This is a genomic window from Effusibacillus dendaii, assembly GCF_015097055.1.
In the GTDB taxonomy this organism is placed as follows: domain Bacteria; phylum Bacillota; class Bacilli; order Tumebacillales; family Effusibacillaceae; genus Effusibacillus; species Effusibacillus dendaii.
In genome coordinates this window covers 2,726,172-2,752,500 of record NZ_AP023366.1, presented here as the reverse complement: position 1 = coordinate 2,752,500, position 26,329 = coordinate 2,726,172, and the positions used below count along the sequence as shown (strand labels likewise).

At 46.6% G+C, this 26,329-nt stretch carries 23 protein-coding genes, 2 rRNA genes and 1 pseudogene (1 of these 26 running past the window's edge); 1 reads left to right on the top strand and 25 read right to left on the bottom strand.

Translation table 11 applies throughout. The features are described 5' to 3' along the window. Positions 1–830: ribosomal RNA gene (locus skT53_RS14730) — 23S ribosomal RNA — on the bottom strand (it extends 2,104 nt beyond the left edge of the window). 349 nt (positions 831–1,179) lie between these two features. After that, positions 1,180–2,728 (bottom strand): 16S ribosomal RNA (locus skT53_RS14725). Together the 16S and 23S rRNA genes form the textbook arrangement of a ribosomal RNA operon. Positions 2,729–3,459: 731 nt before the next feature. Between skT53_RS14725 and skT53_RS14720 the strand changes: the two genes are divergently transcribed. Next, positions 3,460–4,074 carry a superoxide dismutase gene (locus skT53_RS14720; protein ID WP_200758378.1) on the top strand — a complete coding sequence of 205 codons (615 nt, stop codon included), beginning with the start codon at positions 3,460–3,462 and terminating at the stop codon, positions 4,072–4,074. Positions 4,075–4,164: 90 nt separating this feature from the next. On the opposite strand, the gene prfB is transcribed toward skT53_RS14720, so the two are convergent. From prfB to skT53_RS14605, 23 genes and pseudogenes are all read right to left on the bottom strand, one after another. Next, a protein-coding gene (prfB, locus tag skT53_RS14715; RefSeq protein ID WP_200761002.1) for a peptide chain release factor 2 occupies positions 4,165–5,275 on the bottom strand; the annotation gives its coding sequence in 2 pieces (ribosomal slippage) (positions 4,165–5,208 and positions 5,210–5,275; 1,110 coding nt in all). 83 nt (positions 5,276–5,358) lie between these two features. Beyond that, positions 5,359–7,732 (bottom strand): annotated as a pseudogene (gene secA, locus skT53_RS14710) (preprotein translocase subunit SecA). 161 nt (positions 7,733–7,893) lie between these two features. Beyond that, complete coding sequence (locus skT53_RS14705) at positions 7,894–8,151, bottom strand: hypothetical protein (protein ID WP_200758376.1); 258 nt, start codon at positions 8,149–8,151, stop codon at positions 7,894–7,896. 102 nt (positions 8,152–8,253) lie between these two features. Beyond that, complete coding sequence (hpf, locus tag skT53_RS14700) at positions 8,254–8,802, bottom strand: ribosome hibernation-promoting factor, HPF/YfiA family (protein WP_200758374.1); 549 nt, start codon at positions 8,800–8,802, stop codon at positions 8,254–8,256. A 200-nt stretch (positions 8,803–9,002) separates the two neighbouring features. After that, positions 9,003–9,725, bottom strand: coding sequence for an amino acid ABC transporter ATP-binding protein (locus skT53_RS14695; RefSeq protein ID WP_200758372.1), 723 nt, complete (start codon positions 9,723–9,725; stop codon positions 9,003–9,005). Next, on the bottom strand, positions 9,712–10,458 hold the full coding sequence (locus skT53_RS14690) for an amino acid ABC transporter permease (protein WP_200758370.1): 747 nt from the start codon (positions 10,456–10,458) through the stop codon (positions 9,712–9,714). Before skT53_RS14690 ends, skT53_RS14695 begins: the two co-directional genes overlap by 14 nt. A gap of 204 nt (positions 10,459–10,662) precedes the next feature. After that, complete coding sequence (locus skT53_RS14685) at positions 10,663–11,475, bottom strand: basic amino acid ABC transporter substrate-binding protein (RefSeq protein WP_226375234.1); 813 nt, start codon at positions 11,473–11,475, stop codon at positions 10,663–10,665. Positions 11,476–11,615: 140 nt separating this feature from the next. Continuing rightward, positions 11,616–12,314: an acylneuraminate cytidylyltransferase family protein gene (locus skT53_RS14680; protein WP_200758368.1), complete on the bottom strand. Its 699-nt coding sequence runs from the start codon at positions 12,312–12,314 to the stop codon at positions 11,616–11,618. Next, a complete protein-coding gene (locus skT53_RS14675) occupies positions 12,311–13,360 on the bottom strand; it encodes a nucleotidyltransferase family protein (protein ID WP_200758366.1) in 1,050 nt (349 codons plus the stop codon). The genes skT53_RS14680 and skT53_RS14675 overlap by 4 nt, the downstream gene beginning before the upstream one ends. Continuing rightward, the gene (locus skT53_RS14670) at positions 13,357–13,992 is read right to left on the bottom strand and encodes an acetyltransferase (RefSeq protein WP_200758364.1); all 636 of its coding nucleotides are present in this window, start codon (positions 13,990–13,992) and stop codon (positions 13,357–13,359) included. The genes skT53_RS14675 and skT53_RS14670 overlap by 4 nt, the downstream gene beginning before the upstream one ends. Continuing rightward, on the bottom strand, positions 13,989–15,074 hold the full coding sequence (neuB, locus tag skT53_RS14665; protein WP_200758362.1) for an N-acetylneuraminate synthase: 1,086 nt from the start codon (positions 15,072–15,074) through the stop codon (positions 13,989–13,991). The genes skT53_RS14670 and neuB overlap by 4 nt, the downstream gene beginning before the upstream one ends. 4 nt (positions 15,075–15,078) lie before the next feature. Next, positions 15,079–16,233: a UDP-N-acetylglucosamine 2-epimerase gene (gene neuC, locus skT53_RS14660; RefSeq protein ID WP_200758360.1), complete on the bottom strand. Its 1,155-nt coding sequence runs from the start codon at positions 16,231–16,233 to the stop codon at positions 15,079–15,081. Then, a complete protein-coding gene (locus skT53_RS14655) occupies positions 16,220–17,413 on the bottom strand; it encodes a LegC family aminotransferase (protein WP_200758358.1) in 1,194 nt (397 codons plus the stop codon). The genes neuC and skT53_RS14655 overlap by 14 nt, the downstream gene beginning before the upstream one ends. After that, on the bottom strand, positions 17,410–18,420 hold the full coding sequence (locus skT53_RS14650) for an NAD-dependent 4,6-dehydratase LegB (protein ID WP_200758353.1): 1,011 nt from the start codon (positions 18,418–18,420) through the stop codon (positions 17,410–17,412). The genes skT53_RS14655 and skT53_RS14650 overlap by 4 nt, the downstream gene beginning before the upstream one ends. 33 nt (positions 18,421–18,453) lie before the next feature. Continuing rightward, complete coding sequence (locus tag skT53_RS14645) at positions 18,454–18,870, bottom strand: hypothetical protein (RefSeq protein ID WP_200758351.1); 417 nt, start codon at positions 18,868–18,870, stop codon at positions 18,454–18,456. A gap of 33 nt (positions 18,871–18,903) precedes the next feature. Continuing rightward, positions 18,904–19,278: a flagellar export chaperone FliS gene (fliS, locus tag skT53_RS14640; RefSeq protein ID WP_200758349.1), complete on the bottom strand. Its 375-nt coding sequence runs from the start codon at positions 19,276–19,278 to the stop codon at positions 18,904–18,906. 7 nt (positions 19,279–19,285) lie between these two features. Beyond that, complete coding sequence (locus tag skT53_RS14635; RefSeq protein ID WP_200758347.1) at positions 19,286–21,169, bottom strand: motility associated factor glycosyltransferase family protein; 1,884 nt, start codon at positions 21,167–21,169, stop codon at positions 19,286–19,288. Then, entirely contained in the window at positions 21,156–22,574 is a 1,419-nt protein-coding gene (locus skT53_RS14630; protein WP_200758345.1) for a motility associated factor glycosyltransferase family protein, read from the bottom strand. Before skT53_RS14630 ends, skT53_RS14635 begins: the two co-directional genes overlap by 14 nt. Continuing rightward, complete coding sequence (locus skT53_RS14625; protein ID WP_200758343.1) at positions 22,574–23,164, bottom strand: DUF8042 domain-containing protein; 591 nt, start codon at positions 23,162–23,164, stop codon at positions 22,574–22,576. The genes skT53_RS14630 and skT53_RS14625 overlap by 1 nt, the downstream gene beginning before the upstream one ends. Next, positions 23,161–23,370 (bottom strand): helix-turn-helix domain-containing protein, encoded by a 210-nt coding sequence (locus tag skT53_RS14620; RefSeq protein ID WP_200758341.1) that lies wholly within the window; start codon positions 23,368–23,370, stop codon positions 23,161–23,163. The genes skT53_RS14625 and skT53_RS14620 overlap by 4 nt, the downstream gene beginning before the upstream one ends. A gap of 88 nt (positions 23,371–23,458) precedes the next feature. Next, complete coding sequence (fliD, locus tag skT53_RS14615; protein ID WP_200758339.1) at positions 23,459–24,952, bottom strand: flagellar filament capping protein FliD; 1,494 nt, start codon at positions 24,950–24,952, stop codon at positions 23,459–23,461. Between the two features lie 13 nt (positions 24,953–24,965). After that, positions 24,966–25,346 (bottom strand): flagellar protein FlaG, encoded by a 381-nt coding sequence (locus tag skT53_RS14610; RefSeq protein WP_200758331.1) that lies wholly within the window; start codon positions 25,344–25,346, stop codon positions 24,966–24,968. A gap of 72 nt (positions 25,347–25,418) precedes the next feature. Further along, complete coding sequence (locus skT53_RS14605; protein ID WP_200758329.1) at positions 25,419–26,255, bottom strand: flagellin N-terminal helical domain-containing protein; 837 nt, start codon at positions 26,253–26,255, stop codon at positions 25,419–25,421. Positions 26,256–26,329 lie beyond the last annotated feature (74 nt).

The window sequence follows — 26,329 nt, the reverse complement described above, 5'->3', positions numbered from 1 at the left end:
AATTTCACCCCTACCCCCAGCTCATCCCCGCACTTTTCAACGTGCGTGGGTTCGGACCTCCAGTAAGTGTTACCTCACCTTCATCCTGTCCAGGGGTAGATCACTCGGTTTCGGGTCTGCGACTCCAAACTTTCGCCCTCTTCAGACGCGCTTTCGCTGCGGCTCCGCATTCTCTGCTTAACCTCGCCTGCAATCGCAACTCGCCGGTTCATTCTACAAAAGGCACGCCGTCAGACTTTAACGTCCTCCGACTGATTGTAGGCACACGGTTTCAGGTTCTTTTTCACTCCCCTCCCGGGGTGCTTTTCACCTTTCCCTCACGGTACTGGTTCACTATCGGTCGCCAGGTTGTATTTAGCCTTAGGAGGTGGTCCTCCCGGATTCCCACGGGATTCCTCGTGTCCCGCGGTACTTGGGGTCCGTCTCGGAGATGGATCTGTTTCAGATACGGGACTCTCACCCTCTGCGGTGGGCTTTTCCAAACCGCTTCTCCTACACATCCATTTTGTAACTCCTCATGAGACGCCCCGCAACCCCAACCTGCAAGCAGGTTGGTTTGGGCTTCTCCGCGTTCGCTCGCCGCTACTGACGGAATCACTGTTGTTTTCTTTTCCTCAGGGTACTTAGATGTTTCAGTTCCCCTGGTCTGCCTCCTCGCTGCCTATGGATTCAGCAGCGGGTACTGGACCATTACGTCCAGTGGGTTCCCCCATTCGGATATCCCCGGATCTCAGCCTGCGTACGGCTCCCCGAGGCGTTTCGGCGTTCGCTCCGTCCTTCTTCGGCACCTGGCGCCTAGGCATCCTCCGTGTGCCCTTTGTAGCTTAATCATCTACATCGGTTTTACTCGGTATCTTCCCAGCTAATTGTGAATTGTATACTCGCTCCCCAATCTCTTTGGGTCCCCGCCAAAGTATTCGGTGTTGCTCCAACGCTTCACTTCACTTTGGCCGGTAGATGAGTTACCTCGCAATTTTTCGTTTCTCATATTCGCTATCCAGTTTTCAAAGAACAAAATTCAACGGAAGATGTTGATATCACGGTGGCATGTGCGACCGCAACCCTCAAATCTTTCCACCTGAAGAAACTCTTCCTTCTCTCGAAGGCTGTCGTTCCTTCAAAACCAAATCGTGTAGAGAAGCCTGTGTGTTCGTGCTTGTGCTCTTTCGAGCTCCTTAGAAAGGAGGTGATCCAGCCGCACCTTCCGATACGGCTACCTTGTTACGACTTCACCCCAATCATCGATCCCACCTTCGGCGGCTGGCTCCCTTTCAGGTTCCCTCACCGACTTCGGGTGTTACCAACTCTCGTGGTGTGACGGGCGGTGTGTACAAGGCCCGGGAACGTATTCACCGCGGCATGCTGATCCGCGATTACTAGCAATTCCGGCTTCATGCAGGCGAGTTGCAGCCTGCAATCCGAACTACGAACGGTTTTCAGGGTTTCGCTCCAGATCACTCCTTCGCTTCCCGTTGTTCCGCCCATTGTAGCACGTGTGTAGCCCAGGACATAAGGGGCATGATGATTTGACGTCATCCCCGCCTTCCTCCGGTTTGTCACCGGCAGTCACCTGTGAGTGCCCAACTCAATGCTGGCAACACAGATCAAGGGTTGCGCTCGTTGCGGGACTTAACCCAACATCTCACGACACGAGCTGACGACAACCATGCACCACCTGTCTCCGCTGCCCCGAAGGGAAGGTCTATCTCTAAACCGGTCAGCGGGATGTCAAGCCCTGGTAAGGTTCTTCGCGTTGCTTCGAATTAAACCACATGCTCCACTGCTTGTGCGGGCCCCCGTCAATTCCTTTGAGTTTCAGTCTTGCGACCGTACTCCCCAGGCGGAGTGCTTACTGTGTTGACTTCGGCACTGATGGGTGGACCCCACCAACACCTAGCACTCATCGTTTACGGCGTGGACTACCAGGGTATCTAATCCTGTTTGCTCCCCACGCTTTCGCGCCTCAGCGTCAGTTATCGGCCAGCAAGGCGCCTTCGCCACTGGTGTTCCTCCACATCTCTACGCATTTCACCGCTACACGTGGAATTCCCCTTGCCTCTCCGATCCTCAAGCCATCCAGTATCCAGGGCCATCCCGGGGTTGAGCCCCGGGCTTTCACCCCAGACTTAAATGGCCGCCTGCGCGCGCTTTACGCCCAGTAATTCCGGACAACGCTTGCCACCTACGTATTACCGCGGCTGCTGGCACGTAGTTAGCCGTGGCTTCCTCCTTGGGTACCGTCACGCCATGAGCATTCCCTCTCTCAGCCATTCGTCCCCAAAGACAGAGTTTTACAACCCGAAGGCCTTCTTCACTCACGCGGCGTTGCTCCATCAGGCTTGCGCCCATTGTGGAAGATTCCCTACTGCTGCCTCCCGTAGGAGTCTGGGCCGTGTCTCAGTCCCAGTGTGGCCGTTCACCCTCTCAGGTCGGCTACGCATCGTCGCCTTGGTGAGCCGTTACCCCACCAACTAGCTAATGCGCCGCGGGCCCATCTGTCAGTGATGCCGTAGCACCTTTTACAACCCTTAGATGCCTAAAGGCTGATTATCCGGTATTAGCACCCGTTTCCAGGCGTTATCCCAGTCTGTCAGGCAGGTTACCCACGTGTTACTCACCCGTCCGCCGCTGGCTTCCAGAGAGCAAGCTCTCTTTCCGCCCGCGCGACTTGCATGTATTAGGCACGCCGCCAGCGTTCGTCCTGAGCCAGGATCAAACTCTTATATCATGGATGATATACTCCGCGTTGCCAACAGGACGTTGGCGCTCTTAGCGGAGCCACCTCTGTGAATGGATCCCGTTCCATAGGAATCGGGATTTCCTTAAGAATCAATCTGGCTCCCTACACGATTCAGTTTTCAAAGAACGACTTAGATCACGGATGATCTATCCCGCGTGTTGACATGGATGTCAACGTTCTTAGCGGGGTTTCCTTATCTAATTGTGCTTAGCGTTGCTTGTGCCCCTCGGGTGCTTGTGCCCTTTGGGTACAAAGAACGACTCAGTCTTAACATTCACGAGCACCTTGAGCGCCGCGACAAATGCTATCTTACCATATCCGAACACACACTGCAACTGGTAAATTCAGTCACCAAACGGATTTTTTAGAGTTGCGATTCATTCGCTTCGTTTCGCAACAACAGATGTTATCTTATCACGCACCTGAACAGAACTCAATGATAGATACCAAACAAAACGATACAAAAGAATCCGTTTATTTTCTTTGTATGTTTATAATCACACATTTCCTTTTACTTCTTCTAGTTTTGAGGCCCAAATTCGCCTCTAAACGTTTGCTATCCTTATAATAGTACGCTTCATCCATATATAATCTCAAAAATTCTCCGTACGCAGTCTACAATTGTGTGGATGCCCACATTGCGTTTTTAGGAAAAATACGGTAGGCTAATACATAGAAAAATTCAAAACAAATATCTATTTGTGGGAGGGAATTACGCAATGGCACATCAATTACCACCGCTTCCGTATGACAAAGCGGCTCTCGAACCGCACATCGATGCTATGACGATGGAAATCCACCACGACAGGCACCACGCTACATATGTAAATAATCTGAACGCCGCTTTAGAGGGCAATGCGGACCTGCAGAACAAGAGCTTAGAAGATCTTCTTCGCAACATCAACACCGTACCTGAAAACATCCGTACCGCTGTGCGCAACAATGGCGGCGGTCATCACAATCACTCCTTGTTCTGGGAAATTCTAAGCCCGAACGGCGGCGGTCAACCGACAGGTCCTGTGGCTGACGCAATCAACAGCAAGTTCGGCGGATATGACAAATTTAAAGAAGAATTCGCTAAAGCAGCAGCCGGTCGTTTTGGCAGTGGTTGGGCATGGCTCGTAGTTGATCAAAACAAAGAACTGCAACTTTACAGCACCGCAAATCAAGACAGCCCGTTGATGGACGGTCATACTCCGATCCTCGGACTGGATGTTTGGGAACACGCATACTACCTCAAATACCAAAACAAGCGCCCGGATTACATTGCGGCATTCTGGAATGTAATTAACTGGGATGAAGTGAACAAACGTTACCAAGCAGCTCGCGGCTAATTAGCACGAACACTTTTCCACATACAAAAAGCCCATTTTCTCCTGATCGGAAAAAATGGGCTTTTACCTTTAAGAAACACAATACACTTCCTAGTCTCCCGTTTTATTCCCTACCTGTTGACGCAAATACGCATCAATAAAAGTGTCAATGGCTCCATCTACTACAGCGTGGACATTCCCTACCTCTTCCCCTGTTCGGTGGTCTTTAACCAACGAATACGGGTGAAAAACATAAGACCGAATTTGACTGCCCCACGCAATATCCCGTTGCTCTCCCCGGATATCAGCCAGCTCTTTTTCACGTTCTTCCAATTGCCGTTCATACAATTTAGCCGCCAAAATCTTCATGGCAGCAGCCCGGTTTTTAATCTGTGACCGTTCACTTTGACAGGTTACTACAATGCCTGTTGGAATGTGGGTGATACGAACAGCCGAGTCAGTGGTATTGACATGCTGCCCCCCTGCCCCGGAAGAACGATAGGTATCAATCTTCAAATCTGTTTCGCGGATTTCCAGATCCACATTTTCATCCATTTCCGGCATCACATCAACTGAAGCAAATGATGTATGCCGTCTACCCGATGCATCAAACGGCGAAATGCGAACCAGCCGGTGCACGCCCCGTTCCGCTTTCAGGTATCCATAAGCGTTATATCCTTTAATTAATAACGTAACACTCTTGATTCCTGCTTCTTCACCCGGCAGGTAATCGAGAGTCTCCACCTTATACCCTTTATCTTCCGCCCACCGGGTATACATGCGAAGCAAAATAGACGCCCAATCCTGCGACTCCGTTCCGCCCGCACCAGGATGAACCTCCAGAATCGCATTGTTTTGATCATACGGTTCGCTCAACAACAATTGCAATTCAAAATCGGCCATCTCCGCCCCGAGTTTCTCAATTCCCTGCTCCACTTCATCGAGGAGACTTTCGTCCCCTTCCTCACGGGCCAGTTCCATTAAAACGTCCAAATCCTCTTGCTGGCGCGATAGCTTTTCCATCCGATCAACAAGCGATTTCATCGCATTGGATTCATTAATTACTTTTTGTGCCGCATCCTGGTCATCCCAAAAATTCGGCTGGGCCATCTGCTCCTCCAGAGCCGCTATCCGATCTTTTTTATCAGGCAGGTCAAAGAGACCTCCCAATATCAGCCAACCGCTTGGCCGTATTTTGCAACTCTTGCCGAAGTTCCCCCATTGTTTTGCTTGCCAAAATCCTTCACCTCTTACTGAATGTTTCCAAACGCTGACCCTTCAAATTTGGCGTTTTGTGGTTCTGCTTCAGGCGTTTTGTGGTTCTTGCTCATGAACCGAAATATTCGTCTTAAATATATAGAATACCACTTCTTCCCGGATGCTATGAATCATCTCGTCAAACATTCGGTATCCCTCAAACTTATATTCCACCAGGGGATCACGCTGACCGTAAGCACGCAGATGAATCCCTTGTCGGAGATGATCCATCGCGTCGATGTGGTCCATCCACTTTGCATCCACCGTCCGAAGCAGTACCATTTTTTGCAGCTCCCGCATGAAAACGCCCAATCGGTTAGTCCGGTCTTCGTATTCCTGCATGGCAAGATCTAACAAATACTCACGCAGTTCCTCTGGATCCGTTCGTCGGGACAACTCCTCCAGATTGGTTTTGCCATCGGACAGGATCTGACGCTCCATATACGCAAGCAGACCGTTCAAATCCCAATCCTCCGGAATCGTGTCCGCTGAACAATAGGTTTCCACCGCATATTGCACCAGATCCTCGACCATGCTTTTTACAGCATCGGACAGATCATCCCGTTCCAACAATTCGCGACGCTGTTTGTACATGACTTCCCGTTGCTGATTCATGACGTCGTCATATTTTAATACGTGCTTCCGAATATCAAAATTGTTTCCTTCCACCTTCTTTTGCGCACTTTCAATGGCGGAAGTAACCAAACGGGCTTCAATTGGCTGATCTTCTTCCAGACCCAACCGCTCCATCATGTTCATAATCCGTTCTGATCCGAACAAACGCATCAGATCATCTTCCAGCGACAGGAAAAATTGGGAAGAGCCCGGATCGCCCTGGCGCCCCGCCCGTCCCCTCAACTGGTTATCGATCCGTCTGCTTTCATGACGTTCTGTACCAATAATATGCAGTCCACCGAGTTCCGCCACACCATCTCCCAAAATGATGTCAGTCCCCCGCCCCGCCATATTGGTTGCAATCGTAACAGCCCCCCGTTGACCGGCAAGCGCAATAATTTGTGCTTCCCGTTCATGCTGCTTCGCATTCAACACTTCATGTTTGACGCCACGTTTTTTCAAAAGCTCAGACAGATATTCCGACTTTTCAATCGAAGTGGTACCCACCAAAATCGGTTGCCCTTTCGCATGGCGCTGGACAATCTCCTCAACCACCGCATTGAACTTGCCCCGCACATTTTTGTAAACTACATCCTGCAGGTCAATCCGTTGGTTGGGTTTGTTTGTCGGGATCACCACTACATCCATGCCATAAATGGAGCGGAATTCTTCTTCCTCCGTTTTGGCAGTACCGGTCATACCGGATAACTTTTCATACATCCGGAAGTAATTCTGCAAAGTAATGGTAGCCAGTGTTTTACTTTCGTTTTGAATCTTGACTTTTTCCTTTGCTTCTATGGCCTGATGCAGCCCCTCGCTGTAGCGGCGTCCATGCATGAGACGGCCTGTGAACTCGTCAACGATGATGATTTCATCACCCTGCACGACATAATCCTTATCCCGCTTCATCATATGATGGGCTTTCAAGGCCTGCGTGACATGATGATGGATCGCGGTGTTTTCAGGGTCAAACAGATTTTCAACATGGAAAAACCGTTCCGCCTTCTGTACACCCTGTTCCGTCAGAACCACAGAGCGAGCTTTTTCATCATGTGCAAAATCGGCCTCGCGTAAACTGGAGACAAAAATATTGGCACGCACATACAATTCATTCGATTCTTCCGCTTGACCGGAAATAATCAAAGGAGTTCGCGCTTCATCAATCAAAATCGAATCCACTTCGTCCACGATGGCATAGTAAAGCGGACGCTGCACCATCTGATCAAGCGACACCACCATATTGTCACGCAGATAATCAAATCCGAATTCATTGTTGGTTCCGTACGTGACGTCACAGGCGTACGCTTGTTTTTTTTTGCGCGGGTTCCATTCCGTTAATGTTCAGACCGACCTGCAAACCGAGAAAACGATGGACTTGTCCCATCTCCTCGGCGTCACGACGTGCCAGGTAATCGTTCACCGTAATGACGTGGACGCCTTTACCCGTCAATGCGTTCAGATAAGAAGGCAGTGTTGCGACAAGCGTCTTACCTTCCCCGGTACGCATTTCCGCGATACGTCCTTGATGGAGTACAATCCCCCCCAACAGCTGCACATCATAATGGCGTTTGCCAAGTACACGTTTCGCCGTCTCCCTTACAACAGCGTATGTTTCGGGCAGCAAATCATCAAGCGGTTCCCCATTGGCAAGCCGCTCCTTAAATTCAATCGTGCGGGCTGCCAACTGTTCGTTTGATAATCCTGCCACCGAGGGCTCCAAGTGGTTGATAATCTCCACCACTTTATACAATTTTTTAACTTCTCGTTCGTTTGTGTCTCCAACAATTTTCTTCAGGAGTCCGATCATAGTTTGGTTCCACTCCTCTCCTTCTCTAAATTCATCTATATTGAATGAACCGGATTTTTGAGCTTTTATACAACGTCTAGTATACCATCCTTTTCGTGTGTGTCCAAAAGAAAAAAAGGTGACAATGTCACCGAAATTTAACATGCCTACCTGGTTACCCGCTACCGAAACTTCCTGTCAGTCGCCCCGCTTGCTTCCTGATCCCCCCGCACGGCCCCTGCAATCACAGACACACTGAGTACCAGTCCCCATACATTAGATGTGAAATGTACCAAAATCACAAACAAGATCGCAAGAATCGTTTCGGTCAACCAGGAATGAATCGGATATACCTTTTTTAGGTTCCAATAGAGGATATGAGCCATTTTTACTGCTAAAAGAAAAACAACGACTTGGGCTGCACCGACAACGAACGACATTGTCGTTCACCTCCTGCTCCATCGTATGCAAGAGGGAATAGGTTAGTGCCTAATACAAAAAGACCAACCTTTCGGCTGGCCCTTGTCGCTTTATCTTTCTATTCAAAAGCTGGGTTCGATCAAACCGTAGTTGCCGTCTTCCCGTCTGTATACGACATTCACTTCATTCGATTCTGCATTCGAGAATACAAAGAAACTGTGGCCAAGCAAATCCATCTGCAGCACCGCCTCCTCTGCCGTCATTGGCTTAAAGGCAAATTTTTTGACGCGAACAATTCTGCCCGTTTCGTCGTCTTCTTCCACTGCCACAGCCGGCCCCGCACCATTTTCCTGAAACAGCGTTCGAATTCCCGCTTCCCGAAAACGGCGATTCAACTTTGTTTTGTGCTTCCGGATTTGACCTTCCAGCTTTTCAGCCACCAAATCTATGGAAGCGTACATGTCATCCGAACGTTCTTCCGCTCGCATGATGATGCCATTCAGTGGCATTGTCACCTCAACGATGTGCAAATCGCGAATCACCGATAAGGTTACCTGCACTTGTTTGGGAGGTGTGTCGAAGTACTTTTCCAAGCGTCCAATCTTCTTTTCCACATAGCTGCGCAACGCCTCTGTAACATCAAGATTTTCCCCACGCAATTGGATATTCATAGGGTACTCCTCCTTCCCTTGTTCTATTGTTATTCTCGATGCGCCCCATAAAAACCTTCCTGAAACAGAAATTTCACATCGAGAACATATACCTTTCACAATTTTCACAATCCGGTTTGTGCTCACATCTAGTTTTACCGAACCGAATCAAAAAAAGACCTCGGAATCAAATTAATTCCGAGATCCTCTCTGCCAAAAACCTAAAGCACCTTGCTTAAAAATTCGCGCGTGCGCTCGTGCTGCGGACTGCCAAACAGTTGCTCAGGCGCCGCATCCTCCAAAATCACACCCTGATCCATAAACAGCACACGATCACCCACTTCGCGGGCAAATCCCATCTCATGCGTGACCACCACCATCGTCATGCCTTCTTGCGCCAGAGACTTCATGACATCAAGAACTTCCCCCACCATTTCCGGGTCCAACGCCGAGGTAGGTTCATCAAACAGCATCACTTTCGGCTGCATAGCCAATGCTCGCGCAATCGCCACACGCTGTTGCTGACCGCCTGACAGTTGGTTCGGAAGCTGTTCCGCTTTATCGGACAAACCGACTTTTGCAAGCAGATCGCGCGCCCGTTTTTCAGCCTCCTGCTTCGATACCTTGCGGACCTTCAGCGGAGCCAGCATGATATTCTCAAGCACGGTCATATGCGGAAACAGATTGAACCGCTGGAACACCATCCCCAATTCTTCCCGCACTTTATTAATATTGGTACCCATATCATGAATGGCCTTCCCGTCCACTTCCACTTGACCGGATGTAATCTCTTCAAGACCGTTCAGGCACCGTAAAAATGTGCTTTTTCCTGAACCGGAAGGTCCAATCACACACACCACTTCACGCTCTTTAATCGTACAAGTTACACCTTTCAACACTTCATGTTTCCCAAAAGACTTGCGGAGATCCTTAACGCGAATCAACTCCGTACCTCCTTTCAAGCCACGCAACAAGCAAAGACAGTCCGAGTGTCATAACCAGATAGAAAGCAGAAATGGTCAGATAAGGTTCCCATACACGCGTGGTGGAACCGAACACCGTCCTTGCCGCATATGCCAATTCTCCCAAGCCAATCGCTGACACGAGCGACGAATCCTTCAACAGAGCGATCGCTTCATTCCCAAGCGGCGGGAGCATGCGGCGAAACGCTTGCGGAACAATAATATAACGCAGCGTCTTGGGGTAAGATAATCCCAAGGAACGAGCTGCTTCTGCTTGTCCTTTGTCAATCGACTGGATGCCTGCACGGAAAATTTCCGCAATATAGGCCCCGGAATTAAGCGTCAACGCCACAATGGCTGACAGAAAAACGTTCCAATCAGACAGTTTGATCGTCCGGGCCAGATCACCCGATATAATCCACCCATCCGTTTGGTTGATCAGCAGCGGCATCAAGCCGAAATGAACGATAAGAATCTGAACGAACAGCGGTGTGCCGCGAAAAAACGTTATATAAACAATCGCCGGCCAACGGAATAACAAAGTCACGATATACTTCCAAATTCCGTGCTTTACATAGGCCAAACGTCCGATTCCCGCAAACAGACCGATAATCGTACCCAATACGACAGCGATGACCGTCGCTTCAATGGTGGTTACGGCACCTTTTACAAATAACGGCCAATATTCACCAATAATCTCCCAACGAAAATGCATCCTACACACCCTTCGCTATGCAAAAAGTAAATCTCCCCATAAACACTCGAAATTACTATAGCATATCAAAGGGTAACTTACTAGAATTCATTAAATGGAAAAAGCACGACCGTTTGCTGTACAAACAGGCCGCGCTTCTCACGCATAAAACAACCCCTTATTCCTTGTTACCGAAATATCCTTACTGTTTCTTGCCAAATATCCTTACTGTTTCTTGCCGAAGTATTGCTCATAAATTTTGTCGTAAGTGCCGTCCGATTTGATCTTCTTCAAACCGTCGTTTACTTTGTTCAACACGTCTGTATTGCCTTTTTTAACGGCAATTCCGTAATATTCCTTCTCAAACGCAGGATCATCCACCATTTTGAACCCTTGTGCCGTGTTGTTCTTGACGTAGTTGATAACAACTCCGTTGTCAGCTACAACTGCTTCCACCCCGCCGTTTTGCAATTCTTTCAAAGCGAGCGGCGTACTTTCAAAACGCTTGATGTCCGGGCTGTCTTTGCCAAGCAGTTTGGTAACAACTTCATCACCAGTAGTTCCTGTTTGAACGCCTACTTTTTTCCCTTTCAGATCATCGAATTTGGCGATCTTCGAATCTTTGGAGACCGCAATCAATTGCTTTGCTTCAAAATAAGGGTCGGAGAAATCCATATCCTTTTTGCGGTCATCCGTAATCGTAATGGCAGAAATCAGCATATCGCGTTCACCGTTTTGCAATGCTGTAAAAATCCCTTCCCAAGGCGTATTGACAAACTTGACTTTGAATCCAGCCTTGTCTGCCACCGCTTTCAACAAATCAATATCAAAACCGACAATTTCCTTCTTTTCCGTTTCCGATTCAAACGGCGCGTAGGCAGCATCGGTACCTACCACGTATTCTTTCGCTTGCGGTGCCGAACCCCCACCGTTGTTCGGAGCGGGTGCCTGTCCCACATTTCCGCCACCACAGGCGGTAAGCGTTGTTCCCAACAGTAAAGATGCTACAGTCAGTGCAAATCCTCTTTTCATTTGCATCATTTTTCCCCTTTTCCAATAAAAAATGGTTTTCTTCTTTTGATCGTACATCAGAATACAAGATTAGAATACATGAATTAAAATACACTGCGAGGAATGAAATTGCAATTATAAGCGTCGAGGTCCCCTCTGGAAATATATTACATCCCAACTTGTCTGCTGATCATCCAGCCCACCATTTGCAAATCAGTTTCACTGTCAATGTCCCATGACCGTTCCTTTGGCATCAAACAGGCAACCGTTTCTCCGCTTAAAAAGGTTCGATTTTTCAACAACCACTCACAATTCGCCACATAAACGGCCCCATTAAGCACATATACACTGGGCAAATCCTGCCTTCTGGAAATGGCTGAACCCTTGTCCAAAATCGGCACAAGCCGTTCCTGCCTGTCCAATTCATACATCCAATAGGGACTTTTATCCGGACAGGTAACCGTCACGCAGGCATTTGCCTGTTTTTCCAAACACCGTTCTATGCAGCTATCAATATCATCCACCGTCCGCAATGGAGAAGTAGGCTGCAACAACACCACATAATCGTATTTTTCAGGAAGAGTCTCCATTGCGTGTAAAACAGGATCGATACCCGGTGTTGTATCTTGTGCGAGTTCTGATGGACGAACAAAAGGAACCTCACATCCCCATTGATTTGCCACGCGTATGATTTCGTTATCATCAGAGGAGAGAATGAGCCGATCTATATACTTTGACTTTTTAGCTTCCTCAATCGTCCAGGCAATGAGGGGTTTCCCACCCACATCTCTAATATTTTTGTGTGGTACCGCCTTCGAACCGCCGCGAGCAGGAATCATGGCTAAAACCGTTTTTCCTGCAATCATCCGAACACCTCCCAAAACTCCCCATTTGCCCGATCAAAATCATCCTTGCGGCCAATGTCCATCCAATATTCCCGAATCGGAAAAACAACCGTTTCACAGTTAAGCTCCATTAATTTTTCATACAGACTTGGCATATCAAAGTACTCGCCTTTGGGGATTAGTTCCAGCGCGGCAGAATCCAATACATAGATACCCGCATTGACAAAAAACTTGTGTATTGGTTTTTCATCTATTCCTATGAGTTTCAGTTTATCAACTTTAACAACGCCGTAAGGGACCTGAAAATCATATTCACGAACACACATGGTAGCCTGCGCATGGTGTTCAAGATGAAAATCAAGCAACTGTTGAAAATTCACTTTTGTAAGCAAGTCACCGTTCATTACCACGATTGGATTCGAAGGTTTTTCCGGCAGCAAGCCTAACGCTCCAGCCGTTCCCATCTGCTTGTCCTCACGGATATAGCGAATTTCAACACCCCACCGGGAACCGTCACCAAAATACTCCTCAATCATTTCAGCCTTATAATTCACTGACAAATAAAACTTCCGAAACCCATATTCAATAAAATTTTCCATAATCGTTTCAAGAATGGGTTTGCTTCCCACCCGCAGAAGTGGTTTGGGCGCCTCATCTGTCAAAGGTCGCAAGCGAGTTCCCAGTCCGCCTGCCATTAACACTACCCAATTGTCCCTGTAATTGGATTTTAACAAATTGTCCAGGATTTCAATTCCGACCACAACCCCTTGCTCGTTCACAATCGGAATCTGGTGAAGACGTTTTAATTTCATTATGGCAAGAACTGTTTCTTTGGCTTCCGTTGACCTGGCTGTTATAGGATTCGAGTTCATTACTACTCGAACTTCTTCATTTAATGAAATACCTTTCAGGATCCCGCGTCGAATGTCTCCATCCGTAACTGTACCCAATAAACGATTCTGTTCATCAGCTACCAAAGCAATTTTCATTGCTCCTGCGTCTATAATCTCTATTGCCTTTAAGATAGGTGTTGATGGGGAAATCAATATTTCTTTCCAACGGGTCATAGTTGAACCTCCTTTGCAGGTACACCGAAAACTGTGGCACCTTCAGGCACATCCTTTAGCACCAATGCTCCTGCACCTATTATGCTGTTTGCACCAATTCGAACCCCTTGAATTACGGTAGCCCCTGTACCTATATGTACTTCCGCTCCCACTTTTACGCCGCCAGAAAGCGTAACCCCTGGAGCCAGATGAACATGATCCCCAATTACACAATCATGATCAACAGAAGCTCTTGTATTAACGATTGTATTGTTTCCGATTGAGCTTCCAGTCTGAACAATAGCGCCAGCCATAATCTGTATACCTTCGGAAAGTTCAACTTCCCGTCCAATTACCGCAGCAGGATGAATTACGCTCGAAAAATGATACCCTTTTTCTTTTAATTGTTGAAACAGCCGTTTCCGTTGATTCGGTACTCCCACCGATCCCAATCCATTAACCAATTCGACTGCGCTTGGCAAATAATTTGTGACAGCATCATCGGTGCCGATACACGGGACCCCTAATAGTGCATTTGATAATTCGGGATTTGGAACCGTAAAACCTAATAAAGGCAGTTTTAGTTCCAATAATGTATCAATCAGTACTCTGGCGTGTCCGCCTCCACCCAGAACGATGATCGGAAATTTCATGTACTCACCTTTTCATCCGGCTCATAATTTTTCTCCGCTTTTTTCCCTAGCCACTCCCAATAAAGCATGGGCGAAATACCACCACCGGGACGCTTGACAGTGAGATTCTCTTCCGTAAATATTTCGCCTTTTTGAATGACTCGTGCAGCCACCAAGCTTTTCCTGGCAACAGATAAGTTTTTTAATTCGGACGGTGCCGGAGATTTAACAGGATTTCCTATCGCAGCCTCTACCTGCCGAATGGCTTGTATCATATTATATAGCTCATCAGGCTCCAAAGAAGCTTTGTGGTCTGGTCCGGGCAGAGTCTTGTCCAAAGTGAAGTGCTTCTCAATAACAACGGCGCCACGTGCTACTGCTGCCGCCGGAACTGCAATGCCTGGGGTATGATCAGAAAATCCAACAGGCAAACCAAAAGCGGCAGATAAGGTATCCATTACACTGAGATTTACATCTTCAAACGGAGTGGGGTACTCAGTTGTACAATGCAGCAAAACCACATTTTCTTGCAATGCGCGCTGCCCTTCTGTTGAACAATACGCTTGATTAAAAGCATTGATTGAAGGTATAGCGGATCCGTTTGTATAACCAAACGCCAACACAGCCAACGCTTGTTCCACATCCCCTAACGTCGACATTCCTGTTGATAAGATAATAGGTTTTCCTGACCTGGCTGCTTTTAGTAATAGTGGAGCGTTCGTGATTTCACCGGAAGATATTTTGAGTCGAGGCAGATTGAAGCTGTTTGCCAATAAATCCACGCTTTCCAAATCAAAGGGAGTTGATAGAAACTGAATCCCCTTTTCAAGGCAGTAGTCGATAAGAACACGATGCGCCGTTTCATCCAGCTCCAGCTTTTTGATCATTTCAAATTGGGACTCGAAGACGTCAGTGGTTTTTGTCTGATACTCCGCTTTAGGGGCATTTTGACCGACAAGTTTCTCTGCTTTAAAAGTTTGAAATTTTATAGCGTCCGCTCCGGCTTCACACGCAACATCGATCAATTGCTTGGCGATCTCGAGTGAACCGTTATGATTTACTCCTGCTTCAGCAATAATATAGACTCTTTCGGTTCGGAGCATCTTATCAGTTCACCTCAAAAAAATGTTTTCGTACCAAATCTTCTAGGTTCGGTAACTCCTTTAGTACGGATAAAATCCTTTCTGAACTGTTTCCATCTCCATATGGGTTGACCGCATTTGAACAATCTTTGACAAATCCTAATTGAATCGCTTCCATGATGTCACTCGCGATCGGTTTGCAATTTATTACGGAACTCGCTTGCAAACGCCCCTTTTGTCGATCCCCAATATTAATAGTAGGTTTTTTAAACGAAGGTACTTCATAAAGTCCGCTGGAGGAATTTCCCACCACGGCATCGACCTGTGCAACTGTACTGAGATATCGAAGCTGCCCAAGCGATGCATAGGATTTGGCATTGGCATGAGCCGCTACATACTCATCTATCATTTGAATAATAATTCTTCCGCCGTTATCTGAGTTGGGTTTCGTAAAAATAATCCCGACATCTTCACCCAGTTCTTCCAACGCATTCAAAAGTTCCCGAAACTGCTGCTGTGCAGGCTCAATATCTAGTGTCACGGGATGAAAAGTAATTAGCAAATTTCGAACTCTAAAATGAAAATTGAGCTGTTCTTCCAACTCTTGCCTACTCAGCAGTTTTAGACGTTTGATTTGATCGATTCCAGGACTCCCTACACTGTAAATATGGGAAGGGTTCTCTCCCATTTGTCGAACTCTTTTTGCTGCAGCTTCGTTTGTCACGAAATGTATATGAGACATTTTGGTTATACTGTGCCGTATAGATTCATCATAAGCACCTTCCGTTGTGTCTCCACCCGCAATATGGGCTATCGGTATTTTCGCTACCATTGCAGCTTGAGCCGCCGCCAGGATTTCATATCGATCGCCAAATAATACCAGAATATCGGGTTTCAATCTCGCGAAAGCCTCTGCGAATCCAATCACTCCAAGGCCAATTGACTTAGCGATACCGACTGACGTATCACTGGATAAAAGCATTTCTATTTTTTCATCAATAACAAAACCATCTTCTTCTATATCCCGATAAGTGAGCCCAAATTCCGGAGACAAATGCATGCCTGTAACGAGTAACTGAAGTACCAATTCATTATCTTTCTTGATCCCCTGCATAAGCCAATAAAGTAACCCGTATTCAGCTCGCGTACCGGTAACAACACAAATTTTACGTTTGGCCATAAGTCCCTCCCAGAAACACACTGCTGGGGATGTTAATCAAACGTGTCTCCAGACTTTCGGCGCTTGCTAAATCCATTGCCGGACAATCCTTAAACATAGGCAGTTTGTGCATTAAAGTCCATGCAGGCCGAGTCATTATCCCCTGGACATTCGAAATTTCCAAAAGAACATCTCTTTCGTGCACATGATCTTTATCCAGTAAGAGTGCATTAAGCCAGTAATTGCTGCGTGCAAACCCAGGTTCTTCAAACCATCTAACGCCGGAAATGTTTTGAAACACTTCCCTATAACGCAAAGCCAAAGCTCTCTTTTTTTCAAGAAAAGCGGGAAGTTGTTCCAATTGTGCACATCCCAAAGCAGCATTCAGATTGGGAAGGCGATAATTATATCCAATTTGATCATGATAAAATTCCCATTTATGTGGAACCTTTGCAGTTGTTGTTAAATGCTTCGCCAACTTCCCTAATGATTCATCGTTGGTCAAAATAGCCCCGCCGCCTCCGGTTGTTATCACTTTATTTCCGTTAAAGCTCAAAGCTGACATCCGACCCCAGTTTCCCGTATGCCGACCTTTGTAAAAAGAACCTAAAGACTCTGCCGCGTCTTCAACCAACTCAAGATGAAAACGTTGGCATACATCGAGAAGCGGTTCCAAATCCACCGGATGTCCAAAAGTATGCATAGGCACGACCGCTTTCATCCTTCGCCCCGTTATTCGATTAAAACAGCTTCCACCTCGGATTTCCGCAATGTCCGAAAGGTAATGGCCAAGTTTGCAAGGGTCCATTCCTAATGTTTTCTCTTCGCTGTCCACAAAATGGGGAATGGCGCCGCAGTAAACCACCGCATTTGCCGTAGCAATAAATGTTAGTGCGGGGATCAACACTTCATCCCCTTGTTCGACACCTGCCAATTTGAGGCAAACGTGCAGAGCGGCTGTTCCGTTTACGACTGCAACAGCCCGTTTGACTCCCGTAAACTCAGCCAACATCTCCTCAAACTTCTCAACATACTGTCCTATCGATGATACCCACCCCGAATCAAGACACTCTTTCACATAATTCCACTCGTTACCCGTAAAATACGGTTCATGTAAACCAACAAAATCCCGATCCGGCGGCAAACAACTTTTGATGGCCGCCACGACTTTTTGAACATCCAATTCAAACGGTGTACTCATATGTTGTAGAAATCGGCTTTGTAGCGGTTCAAATTATCGGGATTTGTGAACCACTTCACCGTTTCCTCCAACCCCCTTCTGAAACCGTCTCGACCCGCATAGACAGGTTCCCAACCAAGCAATAGCTTGGCTTTGGAATTATCGGCCCACAGTCGTTCAACTTCGCTTTTTTCCGGCCGCAAACGGATTTCTTCCGTTTCGATCTCGATTTGAACCCCCATCACTTCCGAAATCATTTGTACCGTCTCACCAATCGAGACCTCATAGTTGCTGCCGATATTGATAACCTCACCAATCGAACGGTCCGATTCAGCAACCGCGATAAATCCATTTACCGTGTCTTGTATATAGTTGAAATCACGGGTTGGATGCAGGGCACCCAATTTTAATTTCTTCCTCCCGCTTGCGATTTGCGTGATCACGGTAGGGATAATGGCCCGCGCAGACTGACGGGGCCCATACGTATTGAATGGACGAATGACTGCTACCGGTGTTTCAAATGACCTGTTGAACGACAAGGCAATTTGATCGGCACCGATTTTAGATGCAGAATAAGGAGACTGACCCTGCAGAGGATGATCTTCAGTTATTGGAACAAACTGTGCCGTCCCGTACACCTCACTGGTAGATGTATGGACTACTTTGTAGATCTCCAATTCGCGGGCAGCCTGCACAACATTTAACGTGCCTTTCACATTGGTGTCCACATACGTGTCCGGCGAATGATAGGAATATGGAATCGCAATCAGAGCTGCAAGATGAAAAACCACATCGCAGCCTTTCATTGCTTGTTTTACACCATGCGGATCCCGGATATCACCTGCAAACACATCCAGATTTCTTCGGATTTCCGGCTCAGAATGATCTAACCATCCCCAAGAGTTAAAAGAATTGTATTGTACAAAAGCCCGAACATCACACCCTTGCCTGATCAATTCCTCCGTAAGATGGGAGCCGATAAAACCATCGGAGCCAGTCACCAGTATTTTTTGGTTTTTCAGATTCACACTGCTTCCCCCTCTTGCAAAAGCCGATGTTTCCTATTCTTTCCGATCAAAAAATCTGGATTCCACGTTTTGATTCACATTGGCGTATTTGGAGGCGACTAGGCTGATTTGTTCCAGCTCCTGATTCATTTCATGAATTACGGCGAGCCGCTCCCGAAAATAAGAATCATGTTTCTTGATTTGGGAATAAAGACTCTTCATCTTGCCCTGCATGGATTCGGCACAATCAAGATATTCAGCAGATTGTTGCCATCCGTCTTCAAATGACGCCGATATTTCTTCCCATAACTTATCCAAACGCGCACAATCCTCAATTAATTTTCCGCGTTGATCCAAAAGATCTTTTACGCGTTCCCATTGAGCTGTTCCCAGAAAATTTTCGATTTGATCCGTTATTGCTTGCAATTCATCCAACCGCATTAGCTTTTCTTTTAATAGAGCGGTATCCATCATCATTCCACCATTTTCAGATTCAATAATTTTTCATTTTTTCAGTTGCTTGACAGCCTCATGAAAACCTTCACGCAACTCTTGCAGCAAGCTGATTACTTCCAGCAGGCATTCGACCGATTTCGAAACGTTTGCTTCAATCAGCTTGCGATCTATATATCCGTACAAACGGAGTAAATTTTCGGCAACTTCTCCACCGCGGTCACGGTCCAGCGTAATAATCAACTCATTGACAATATCCTGCGTCCTGCGAATTTTCTCATGAACCCGAGGAAAATTTTTCTGTTCGATTGCTGAAATCGCCTCTTTTGAAAAACGAAGCGCACCATCGAACAACATAATCAGCAAACGCTCCGGACTGGCTGTTTGTATGGACGTATTCATATAAACATTTTGGGGATTCATCATCTCGCACTCACTCCTCTGCAGCTGATGTATTTCTTAAGATGGTTGTCACCTGTTCTTCCGCATCCTGCATATATTTATGCATTGTGTCTGCTGCTTCCATTACGCCTTGGTAAAACAAACAGGAGTTTTTGGAGATCCGAATTGCTTCTTCCTGTTCCGTTTCACCTTCCGGTTGAATCGTATATTTGCCCCGGGTAACGTTGAGCAGGACTCGCTGCATGATTTGATCAATCATTTCGTCTTCATTCGCTTGTTGAATCCATTGATCGATTCTCTCCAGTCTTTGTAAAACTTCGTGAACAGGTAATCTGCTTGACTGTTCCGTCAGATAATAAGCAAGAAGAGACTCGGACCGTTTCAATCCGACCCATCCGGCACGTTTTATTCTGCGAAGCATTCTGCAAATCTGTTTGATCCCTTGCAAAAACTCATCGATTCCCTTTGGTTCATAGTTGGTAAGAATTGCATCAATAGTTGGCGCAATGGGTCTTTCTTCTTTGCAATAAGCAGCCAGCACATCCGACAGAGTAAGAAGTTTAGTGCCGTGGATCAGTGCTCCTCCTTCCGTAGCGTCAATGATTTCACGCTCGACTTTGATCGAGGCAATCCGGTTTTCAAACCATTGAAGATACATGCGCAAGGTCAAATCGGTTAACACCGGTTTTCCGTCAATTCCCTCCACGTACACCATGTTCCTGTCTGTTTCCTTCTTCCGAATTTCTTCAAAAATAGTCCCATCCGCATGCGATTTTCCATCCGGATAAGCGAGATCCTGGCCGATGAATATAATGGGATCCCCGCCGACGAGATAAGCGAATTCAAACGCTGTAGTTGCAACGGATCCCCCGGTGGATAAACCGGCTTTTTCGGGAAAAAATTTTTGAAAAAAAACAAGCAATTGATTCCCGCCTAATGAAACAATCGCACGGGAACCAAATTCGGAAATGATACGAGGATGTGTTGTAGGCATAAAAATGAGCGGAATATCAAGATTAGGAAGCCCTTCAAAATGTCGGTAATTCAATTCGGAACCGTCAATGGCCACTACAAAATCGGGCATAATATCATGTTTTATCATTGCCCGCAACGCGGTATCCACACAGATAATAAGCGCTTTTCCCTTCGCATCTTTCAGCAAATGGATATTTTTATTCAACGACGGTCCTGCGGAAACGATAATAGTTGGAACTTTTTCGAACTTGCCGATGAATTCCCTTACACTTGGACTTTTACTGATGGCGCCGGCATTTTGCAGGATGTTTTTGGGCCATTGTTCTGCAAAATAGAGCAACGTATTCTGTTCAATGCGAACAGAGGTGGAAAGCTCAATAAACCTCTTTCTCCAATGTTGTACGGCCTCCGGAAACAACCTGGCATACGGAGACCACTCTACCACCTCAACATCCAATACATATTGTTTAATAATATCGCCAATTTCTTCATCGATGTGGACCAGGTCATCTGCTACAAACAGATTTAATCTTGGATTTTGCAAAAGATCCGATATGTCGAACAAACTGATAAAGTGGGCAAAAATTTCATATGATGGTTCCACAACTGTAACGGAAATCTCCTCGGGCAAATCTTCCAAAATAGCGGTCAGAGGAAAGCCAAGCCCCAGTCCGTACAGAAATACGTGTTTTGTTCTTTTCCAATCTTTGTTTTCCTTTTGCTGTTGCCACCACCGTCTCGCTTCTTGCACCGGATCATATTGGCTGTGCAGAAATCCTGTACAAGATTCTCCGACAACTTTTAAAGTCGGAAAACCTTTTGACCCGGTGATCACGGTGACCGAGTTCCCCTGTCTTGATGCCCGCAAACGTTGTGCAACATCTGACAAATGCTGCTCGAGCAACTGAATGTTTTCTTCAAAACAATCAACAACTTTCATTCAGTTTGATCCTCCATTCCTGTACCACACCGTTTCCGGGCAATTCCCTTACTATGTCCTCAATCTTGCGATTCTTAGTGCCCACAATTCGGGATCCCTTTAGGCTCGTATTCCATACATCAACGTTTTTTTCATTTTCCAATCGTCTTTCAATCCAGCGCAGAAATAGTTTCCAGGAATGAGTCGTATAAACCTCCTCACCGTTTTCCCCTGCGACTCGAATCGATCTGCTTACGTCTGCATAACTGTTATCGTACATAGTCCCACGACTGTGCGTTGCACCTTCCGGTGAAAAAGCCAAATCCTGTCCGATTAAAATTAACGGATTCCCATTCCAGCGTAACGCGATATCCAGCATCAATGTGGAAACGGAGCCTCCGCTCTGGTATAAATTTTTTCCGTAACAGGCGGCCATCTCTTCCAATTCCGGGATCCCCTGTTGCCATGCAAACATTTTTTTCGGAAATCGTTCTAAAACTTCCGGGTGAACGGTGGGTAACGCGATCAGCTTCAGATTTGAACAGTCCGCAGGCAACTGTTTCATAAGAAGTTTGTCCGGGTCAGCCAATATGACAAAATCGGGTTGAACTCCCGCATCAAGCAAGACACGCAATGCCGTACCAACAACAAACAATAATGATTTTTCCCGCAATTGGCTCAGGTAGGGCAGCGCAAGTTCCAATGAAGGGCCCGCAGAAATTAATGTGCAAGGAATATTCTTTAATCGTCCGTCCCAGTAATCAGCGGAAGGCACGGATAAAACCAGATCCATATTTTGTTGCAACTGGGATACAAGTCTCGGGGCATTGCGTTGTATGGTTGCAGTACGCAGACGATAATGTTCCAGCACTTCAAGCAAACTGTCATGCTCGGGCGAGATTGCACGGAGCATTGGAGGAAAGATTGCGATTCTTCCGTCCCTCCCCAAGACGTGATCAATCTTTTGAACCAGCTGGATGGCCAGTTTCACCGGATTGGATTCCAGAATTACATGCAATGCAGGGTGTTGCAGCAGCGAATCCCAATCTCTCTGTTCCAAACTCTGTTTCATTATTGCAGTGTCTGTTTCAAATACCCAAAGTTCACCGGTTGGTCCAACACAGTCCAGCAGCGCGGCAATGTGATACCCCAATCCAACCCCAAATGTAAGAACGGAATCTCCCGTTGTGATGCCTTCTTGAACAGCCCACTTTCTGGCTTCCTGAACCGGATCGTATTGACTGTGCAAAAAAACCTTGCGGTTGTCATAAGTCTCAATCCGCCAAGTGAGTGCTCCCGACTTGCCATAAACCGGTTCTATTCTGGAAGCAATACTTCCTGAATCATTCTTGGAGCTGGTCAATTGTTTCAGCCACTCATGCCGTTCCGCAAACAGGGTACAATATTCGTCAATCTGTTTCCGCATTATGCAACATTTAGCAACTGATCTGTAATGGTTATCCATCTTTCAACAAACGGCGCCAGTTCATAGGCGGTAATATCGGCAATCCAGACGAAATCCCGCGACTCCATCGCTTCAGTCAAGTTGTTGTAGATATTGACCAATTCATGAATTGTATCGCTTTGATCAACAGTTGCACCGTACTTTGCTCCATAATGGGTAATCCCCTGCACATAAGCCGAGAACCATTCCAGACCCTCCACGATTTGCTGTAACACGATCATGGCTTCTCCTTCAAAACCCCTTTGAATCGAATCGCTGACACTGATTAAAGCTTCATATAACCTAGGCAGGTACTCTTGCGCATCTTGAATACTTTCCGAAATTAATTCCTGAATCGGCTTCGTATCAATTTCAATCTTTGATATGTCAGACCAAGAACCGTTATAATCTTGAATATTTCTCAAAGGTACTCCATCAATATTCAGCGCGGTTATTACTTTTTGTTCCTTTTCTATTTGCAGCAGAGATTGATGATAGGTCTCAACAAACGTACCGAGCGGATAGTACTTTTCCTGCCCGTCCACCACAAAGGTGATTTGGTCATTTTTCACAATATAGTACCCTCCTTTCGCCCCCTGCGCACCGCAATCTTGCGTTCCTCTATCAACCATTTCATTTGTTCCCTTACATAGGATGGGGTCAAATTTAACTGCTGGCTAATGACTTCGGAAGTAATCGGACATCCGTACGTCGGCTGCTGTTCAAGCAAAAAATGATAGATCTCTTGTAAGATAGGAGATCGAGTCAATTTCTTCATACCCGCTCCTTTCCGACACAAGTCGACAATTAAATTTTATAAAAAAGACCTGTTTCAACATACAGGTCTTTTGTACTAATTTCGGAATCTACTTGGCAGGGGCTGTCGCCTGTGTAAAGTAACTCAATTGCGATTGGTTTTGTGACAGCAATACTTCCAAACTGCTGAATTGTTTTTCCAAACTTTGTCTTCGCATGTCCAATCGCGTTTGGAATTCTGAGATTCGATTGTCATAATCCTTAATAATGCTGTCGATCGAATTCATAATTGCCGGCAACAGACCTTTGCTTGCGCTGATGCCTCCATAAAGTTGAGTGTTGCTGTTGGTGGCATTATCCAATTGATTGTATAATGTCGCGGCAACACCGGCAGCAGCTCCCGTGTCAGCCGGATCCAACCGGCCGTTTCCGTTTGTATCAGTAAAGAAAAGCTTCATGACTTCCTGCGGGTTAGCCTTTAAAGCATCGCTCAATTTTGTATCATCTACAGTTAACTTTCCAGATTTCCCACGATCTATTGAATCGTCGATTTGAATTCCAATCGAATATAAGGTTTTATATACGGAACTGCCAGAGTACATATTGGCAACATTATTACGTAAAGTGGTTTGCAGCGAAAGCAGGGTCGGATCGGCATTTAAAAGACCCTTTCTTGTTTCCGCATCGGTCGTAGGATTCTGAATTGTCTTTTCGGTCAGCCTTGTATTCAATAAATCGAGAACACTGTTGTATTGATTGACAAAATCGTGAACTGCCTTGACGGCTTTGTCAGTATCCTGAGCAACAGTCACCGTTGTTGTTCCCGCTTTCACGAGATTTAGAGACAACCCTGAAACAACATCTGTCAAATTCGTATTAGAGGATCTTGTCATCGTGATACCATTCACGGTTAAACTCGCATCGACACCTTTTGTAACATTTAATTGGTTATTACTAGCGTCAACCAGCCCTAAAGACTGGGCGATGCTGTTTGGCGTACCCGGACCGGGTCCAGGAATTGTAACTGTATGGGTACTTCCGGTGTCTGTGGCGTTTATAATCAATGTGGTATTAACCACCGTTGCCGATACTTTCATCGGTTTGCCCGACGTGTCCAGGGCCGAATTGATTTTCGAAGCAATATTGGTTAAGGAGTCGCTGGCTGTCACATTGATCACCTGCGACGTGACTCCATCTACATTCACTGAGAAACTCCCGTTTAAATTCAATGCTGCGGTTGCACTCGTTTGAGCTGCCGACCGCCAGTCAAATTTGGTTGCCAGGTTACCAACGGTGATGTTGTAAGTGCCGGCTACCGGCTGGCCGGATGATGCTACGGACGCTGTGACAATCGTCTGATCAGCGGAAGTGACCGCTTTTTGGTTCATAACAGCCGGATCCGTCAACGCCTGTACTTTTGACTGCAGCGCCAACAGGGCTGAATTCACCTCATTGTAAAGGCCTTTTTTCAGATCTTGAATATGTTGTCTTTGCTGCATTTGATAGAGCGGCTGAGCCTCGAGCTGCATTAATTGGTTAATTATGGTTTTGGTATCCATACCCGAGATCAAACCGCCGAGACCGCCCAATCCTGAAATCGACATTTTCCGTCACCTCCTAAACCTTCAAATCAATTATCATTCCTAAAGCTTCTTTCAGCTTTTCCGCAACCTGTAAAATACCATCCGGAGGCATTTGGTACAGCACCCGGTCCCCTTCTTTTTCCACCAGTTGAATCACATAAGTATTGTTTTTATACTCCAGCTGGTACCGGACTTTGCTCTGAAACGCTTCCAGCGCCGTGTTTATCTGTTCCATCGCTTGCCGAACTTGTTGTTCCTTCGATTTACGGTGCATTTCTTGCGTGAAAGAATCGGCTGGAGACCCGGCGGCATTATTACCAATCAAAGTCCCGGACGGCAAAGAAGCTTCAGGTGTCAATGTTTGAGACGCCATTTTCGTGCGCAAATCTACCGCATCAACACCGGGCACTTTCATAGGAATCCTCCTCTTGAAAAACAGGGCCAGCCGGCAAACGCCAGCCAGCCAAGTTTCAAGTGATTAAACAGATTAACGAAGCAACTGCAGAACAGTTTGCGGAGCCTGGTTCGCTTGCGCCAACATAGCTGTAGCTGCCTGGGTAAGTATCTGATTCTTGGTGAATCCGACCATCTCCTGTGCCATGTTCGCGTCACGAATACGCGATTCTGCGGCAGTCAGGTTTTCAGCGGAGGTGGTGAGGTTGTTGATAGTATGCTCCAGACGGTTTTGGTAAGCACCAAGCGCAGAACGCTGTTTGGAAACAGCCTTAATCCCATTGTCTGCAAAAGCGATCAATGCATTCGCTACTGATTTCTGTTTAGCCGCAGATCCGCCGGAAATACTGAGTCGAGCCGAAGTAATGGACAACGCTTGTGCATTCATTGTCTTGATTGCAACAGTCATGCGCTGGCCGGTGTTTGCGCCTACTTGGAATACCGCTCCGGTTAATTTACCATTTAACAGTGTTTTTCCGTTGAATTGAGTAGTGGTTGCAATCCGGTCAAGCTCTGCCTTTAACTGCTTCAATTCGTCCTGAATATTTGCTCGGTCTGCAGTGGTGTTCGTATCGTTGACAGCTTGTACCGCCAAAGTACGAATCCGTTGCAGAATGCTTTGCGATTCATTCAGCGCACCTTCGGCTGTCTGAATCATAGAAATGCCGTCTTGTGAATTGCGGACAGCTTGGTTCAAACCGTTGATTTGGCCGCGCATCTTTTCCGAAATGCCCAAGCCTGCAGCATCGTCACCTGCACGATTGATCCGGTAACCGGACGACAACTTTTCAAGAGACTTTTGAAGATTGGCTTGGTTGAAGTTCAGTCGATTTTGAGCAAATAAAGCGGACAGGTTGTTCTGAATAATCATCTTTTCATCCTCCTTGGATTGAGACCATGGCATCCGTGCCCTGGTTTTGAAAGCCCTCATTCTTTAGCCGGCTG

Bases quoted from the DNA above. Each gene is read 5' to 3' on its own strand.
- neuC (WP_200758360.1), bottom strand. From the start codon at position 16,233: ATGGCCAAACGTAAAATTTGTGTTGTTACCGGTACGCGAGCTGAATAC.
- neuB (WP_200758362.1), bottom strand. From the start codon at position 15,074: ATGCTCCGAACCGAAAGAGTCTATATTATTGCTGAAGCAGGAGTAAAT.
- hpf (WP_200758374.1), bottom strand. From the start codon at position 8,802: ATGAATATCCAATTGCGTGGGGAAAATCTTGATGTTACAGAGGCGTTG.
- skT53_RS14685 (WP_226375234.1), bottom strand. From the start codon at position 11,475: ATGCAAATGAAAAGAGGATTTGCACTGACTGTAGCATCTTTACTGTTG.
- skT53_RS14620 (WP_200758341.1), bottom strand. From the start codon at position 23,370: ATGAAGAAATTGACTCGATCTCCTATCTTACAAGAGATCTATCATTTT.
- skT53_RS14690 (WP_200758370.1), bottom strand. From the start codon at position 10,458: ATGCATTTTCGTTGGGAGATTATTGGTGAATATTGGCCGTTATTTGTA.
- skT53_RS14630 (WP_200758345.1), bottom strand. From the start codon at position 22,574: ATGCGGAAACAGATTGACGAATATTGTACCCTGTTTGCGGAACGGCAT.
- fliD (WP_200758339.1), bottom strand. From the start codon at position 24,952: ATGTCGATTTCAGGATTGGGCGGTCTCGGCGGTTTGATCTCGGGTATG.
- skT53_RS14635 (WP_200758347.1), bottom strand. From the start codon at position 21,169: ATGAAAGTTGTTGATTGTTTTGAAGAAAACATTCAGTTGCTCGAGCAG.
- skT53_RS14680 (WP_200758368.1), bottom strand. From the start codon at position 12,314: ATGATTGCAGGAAAAACGGTTTTAGCCATGATTCCTGCTCGCGGCGGT.
- skT53_RS14610 (WP_200758331.1), bottom strand. From the start codon at position 25,346: ATGAAAGTGCCCGGTGTTGATGCGGTAGATTTGCGCACGAAAATGGCG.
- skT53_RS14605 (WP_200758329.1), bottom strand. From the start codon at position 26,255: ATGATTATTCAGAACAACCTGTCCGCTTTATTTGCTCAAAATCGACTG.
- skT53_RS14720 (WP_200758378.1), top strand. From the start codon at position 3,460: ATGGCACATCAATTACCACCGCTTCCGTATGACAAAGCGGCTCTCGAA.
- skT53_RS14655 (WP_200758358.1), bottom strand. From the start codon at position 17,413: ATGAGTACACCGTTTGAATTGGATGTTCAAAAAGTCGTGGCGGCCATC.
- skT53_RS14705 (WP_200758376.1), bottom strand. From the start codon at position 8,151: ATGTCGTTCGTTGTCGGTGCAGCCCAAGTCGTTGTTTTTCTTTTAGCA.
- skT53_RS14645 (WP_200758351.1), bottom strand. From the start codon at position 18,870: ATGGATACCGCTCTATTAAAAGAAAAGCTAATGCGGTTGGATGAATTG.
- skT53_RS14670 (WP_200758364.1), bottom strand. From the start codon at position 13,992: ATGAAATTTCCGATCATCGTTCTGGGTGGAGGCGGACACGCCAGAGTA.
- skT53_RS14675 (WP_200758366.1), bottom strand. From the start codon at position 13,360: ATGACCCGTTGGAAAGAAATATTGATTTCCCCATCAACACCTATCTTA.
- fliS (WP_200758349.1), bottom strand. From the start codon at position 19,278: ATGATGAATCCCCAAAATGTTTATATGAATACGTCCATACAAACAGCC.